The following is a 3,982-nucleotide window of genomic DNA, read 5'->3' as shown; positions in this document are numbered from 1 at the left end:
ACGGTGCCGTCATACATCATGACGGGCGTGCCGCGCCCGAGGCACTTCCCCATAGAAGGCCGCGCCGCAATAATAATCAGGTCGGAGGGCTGCCAGCCGCTGGTCAGGTCGTCGAGCTTGCGGAAGCCGCTGGGCACGCCGGTGATGCCGCCCTCCTGGCCGTGAATGGACTCCAGCTGCTCCAGCGTGTCCTTTACGACCTCGTTGATGGGCGACGCGGCCTTGCGGAGCTGGTTATCCGACACCTGAAAGATCTTGCTCTCGGCCTCGTCCAACAGCTCAAAGGCATCGGCGCCGGGCTCGTAGGCCTGGCCCACGACCGTGGTCATCGTCTCGATCATCTTGCGCAGAAGCGACTTCTCGGCGATGATGCGGGCGTGGTACTCCACATTCGCGGCCGAGGCGACCTCGGTGGTTAGCTCCGAGAGGTAGTAGCCGCCGCCCACATCTTCAAGATTGCCGTTGCGCTTCAGTTCGTTCGTGAGCGTGACGAGATCGACCGGGTTGCCGCGCTCAAACAGGTTGAGCATGGCCGTGTAGATTTTCTCGTGCTTGCTGCTGTAGAACGCATCCGCCGAGATGACCTGAATGGCTTTCGGGATGGCTTCGCGTTCAAGCATCATCGCGCCCAAGACCGACTTCTCTACATCAACGGCCTGTGGCGGTACGCGTCCGGCTTTGTCGTGCATGTCGTCGGACTGCGAGCGGCTGCGGTTGCGGTCGCGCCCGCGCATCTTGTCGAGCGGATACGAGGGTTGCCCGGCGTCGTCGGGGTTGATGTTGAAGCGGTCGTCGGAGGAAGAAGCCATAAGTCGAGACAACACAGTGGGATTCGCAGCTGCTCGTTGGAATTAGCAGAGAGCAGCCGCATCCGCATGAAGACAAACAAGCATCCACCCAAACGGAACGGCTGGGCAGAGAGGTCCGATGTTCAGGACAAAGATAGGTGCGTATCGAACCCGATGCGGTTAGTCGGCGGTCAGTTCGTCGTAGCGGGTGCGCAGGAGTTGGACGTCTTCCCAGGTGGGGCGCTTCCAGTTGGGGTTGCGCAGCAGCGCGGCGGGGTGGTACGTAGCCATGACGGGAATGCCGTAGAAGTCGTGCTCTTTGCCGCGCAGCGACGACAACGAAGAGCGGCGGTCGAGCACGGTGTTGGCCGCGACCTTGCCCACGCACAGCATAATTTTCGGCTGGATGAGTGCGATCTGCTTGTACAGGATGGGGATGTGCGCCTCGACCTCGTCCGCCTCGGGATCGCGATTGCGCGGCGGACGGCTCTTCATGATGTTCGTAATGTAGATGTCTTCCCGCTTGAAGTTGATTGCTTCCATGATCTTGTCGAGCAGTTGCCCGGAGCGGCCTACGAACGGCTCGCCCTCTTTGTCCTCATCGCGGCCCGGCGCTTCCCCAATGACAACCAGGTCGGCTTCGGGGTCGCCCACGCCAAAGACGGGGTTTTCGCGCATCTCGTCGAGCTCGATGAGCACGTTGTTTGCAGCAAAGGCTTCTACCTCCTGCAGCGTGTTGAGCGCCTTGAGATCGTCATAGGGCGGCGTGTCGGGGATGAGCGCGGTGATGCGCTCAGAAGGGGGACGCGACGGGTCTTCGCTGGGATCGACGGCGTTGCCGAACAGGTCGCGGTTGGGCATGGAGGCAGCAGGGGCATCAGGAAGAGGAACGAAGCGTCCGAACAGCCTGCGCTCGTGCTCTATGGCCTTGCGCAGGGTTTGCAGGGTGTGGGAAGTCATGGCGCGGCGGGCGGTTGGAGCGCGGGCGTGTGGCGAACGACATGGGCAATGAGCGATTTGGCCACCTCGGGCTTGGGCGCGGTGGCAATGCAATGCTCGTGGTCGTTGGGACCGAACAGGGTAAGGGCGTTGGTGCCGGTGCCGAAGCCGCTGCCCGCCTCGCTCGCGTTGTTGAGCGCAATCCAGTCGAGATTTTTGCGCGTGCGCTTGGACTGTGCATTGGCACGGGCGTTGTCGGTTTCGAGGGCAAAGCCGACGAGCACCTGGCCGTCGCGCTTATGCTGGCCCAGCGTGTGCAAGATGTCGGGCGTGCGCTCCAACGTGAGTGTGAGCGGTCCGTTGCCCTTTTTCTGCTTGGTATCGGCGGGATGCGCAGGCGTGTAGTCGGCCACGGCAGCAGCCATGAACACGAGGTCGGCCTGGTGGCGGCGGGATTGCACCGCATCGTGCATCTCGGCGGCGGTGCGTACATCCACGCGGGTTACCCCAGGCGGGGTGTCGAGATGCGTGGGGCCGCTCACGAGCGTCACCGTTGCGCCGTGCGCGGAAGCAGCCTCGGCAAGGGCAAAGCCCATGGTGCCCGTAGAGGGATTCGTAAGCATGCGCACCGGGTCGATGGGCTCCTCGGTGGGCCCGGCGGTAACGAGCACCTGCTGCCCGCTGAGTGCATCGGGGGGAAGCGAGGAGGACTGGCCGGGGTCTAAGGCGGAGTCGTCGATCAGGGCGGCCACGCGTGCGGCAATGGCAGGCAACTCGGGCAAGCGGCCCGGCCCTTCAAGTCCGCTGGCGAGCTCGCCATGCTCGGCCGGCATCACGTCGTATCCAAACGAACGAAGCTCCTCGAAATTCGCCTGCGTGGCCGGATGCTGGTACATGTCCAGATCCATAGCGGGGCAGACCAGAATGGGGCAGCGGGCCGAGAGTGCCGTGGCGGTGAGCATGTTATCGCTAAAGCCGTGGGCCAGCTTGGCTACGGTCTGTGCGGTGGCGGGGGCAATGACAAACGCATCCGCCCAGAGGCCGAGCGAGACGTGCTCGGTCCAGCTGTCGGGGTCGTTCTCGGGGAAGATCTCGGTGTGCACCGTCTCGCCCGAGAGCGTGCCCAGCGTGAGCGCAGGAATGAAGCGCTCAGCGCTTTCGGTCATGAGCACCCGCACCTGGGCCCCTGACTTTTTGAAGAGGCGCACCAGCGGCGCGGCTTTGTAGGCGGCAATGCTGCCTGTAACGCCCAGAATAAGGTTGCATCCGTTGAGCGCGGCGGTGGAGGGCGCATCGGAGGAAGGCATGGGCGAGCAAAAGCCAGGCGAGCACGACAGGAGAGGGGAGGCAGCGCCGATGCAAGCGAGCGCAGCAGGTTACTCGGGTTTACGGAAGTAGAGCCGATCGTTGATGAAGTCGTCGATGGCCATTTCGGTGGGCTCGGGCTTCAGTTCGTACTCGATCGAGATTTCCTCTTGCTCTTCTTGCATGCGCGCATCTTCCATTTCAGGGCCAAAGCCCTCAAAATATTGCAGCTTTTCGTCGAGCTCAGAGCGCTGGTCTGACGAAACCTGGCGGGCGCGCTTGGCCATGATGGCCACGGCTTCGTAGATGTTGCCGGTGCGGGAAGCCAGTTCGTCGGTATTTAGATGCACTATAAGTTTAGTGATTTTAGCGGGCACTATCAAGAAAAAAGAAAAATCGAGCCTTTTATTATTCCCTTTCCTTTTCCCTATATTAGAACTACTTTAAAAGTAGAGCCGCACTATGCGGCACTAACCTAAAAAAAAAAGGGAGAATCTAATGACAAAAAAAGAAACTCTAAAACTTTACGCAGGACGAATCGGTCTGTTTGCGGCCGGTGGTCTGTTGGTGTTTGCCGCTATGAGCCTTACCGTCGTCAACAACGCAAAAAAAGAGAACGCGGAACTGACCAAAATACTCGACACTTCCAGGTATGAATCCGGAAGGCTGCTCGCCGATGCACAAGCACAGCTCGAGAGTAACGATTTCGCCGAAGCCAGGAAATCCCTCGCAAAACTGTTCAACAACCAGCCCGGCTCGGAGGAAGTCCTCGAAGGAAAGACGCTGATGGAAACTATTGAAAGCGCAGAAAAGAGCGCGCAGGCAAAGTGGGAAGCAGTAATGCCGAGTATTAAACAGGAGTGGGCCGATAAGTTTGCAGAAGAATTGCGAGCCGAAATGGATAAAGAGAGAGCTCTCCTCGAAGAGAACTTGGATAAGACTCTTGCCGA

The 3,982-nt window shown here is 60.3% G+C and carries 5 protein-coding genes; 1 reads left to right on the top strand and 4 read right to left on the bottom strand.

Annotated features, from left to right (window positions below; all coding sequences use genetic code 11):
• The 4 genes from R6U20_RS06325 to R6U20_RS06310 form a co-directional block, all read right to left on the bottom strand.
• On the bottom strand, window positions 1-809 hold an 809-nt coding region (locus tag R6U20_RS06325), incomplete at its 3' end, for a replicative DNA helicase (RefSeq protein WP_410337021.1).
• Between the two features lie 159 nt (window positions 810-968).
• A complete protein-coding gene (locus R6U20_RS06320) occupies window positions 969-1,748 on the bottom strand; it encodes a uracil-DNA glycosylase (RefSeq protein ID WP_410337020.1) in 780 nt (259 codons plus the stop codon).
• Window positions 1,745-3,034 (bottom strand): bifunctional phosphopantothenoylcysteine decarboxylase/phosphopantothenate--cysteine ligase CoaBC, encoded by a 1,290-nt coding sequence (gene coaBC / locus R6U20_RS06315; protein ID WP_410337019.1) that lies wholly within the window; start codon window positions 3,032-3,034, stop codon window positions 1,745-1,747. Before coaBC ends, R6U20_RS06320 begins: the two co-directional genes overlap by 4 nt.
• Before the next feature lie 69 nt (window positions 3,035-3,103).
• Window positions 3,104-3,382: a DNA-directed RNA polymerase subunit omega gene (locus R6U20_RS06310; RefSeq protein ID WP_410337018.1), complete on the bottom strand. Its 279-nt coding sequence runs from the start codon at window positions 3,380-3,382 to the stop codon at window positions 3,104-3,106.
• 148 nt (window positions 3,383-3,530) lie between these two features.
• Between R6U20_RS06310 and R6U20_RS06305 the strand changes: the two genes are divergently transcribed.
• A partial coding sequence (locus R6U20_RS06305) for a hypothetical protein (protein WP_410337017.1) occupies window positions 3,531-3,982 on the top strand: 452 nt, incomplete at its 3' end.

It is taken from the genome of Longimonas sp., assembly GCF_046498435.1.
Taxonomy (GTDB): domain Bacteria; phylum Bacteroidota; class Rhodothermia; order Rhodothermales; family Salinibacteraceae; genus Longimonas.
The sequence above is the reverse complement of the archived record's forward strand: the minus strand, read 5'-3'. Positions and strand labels throughout refer to the sequence as shown.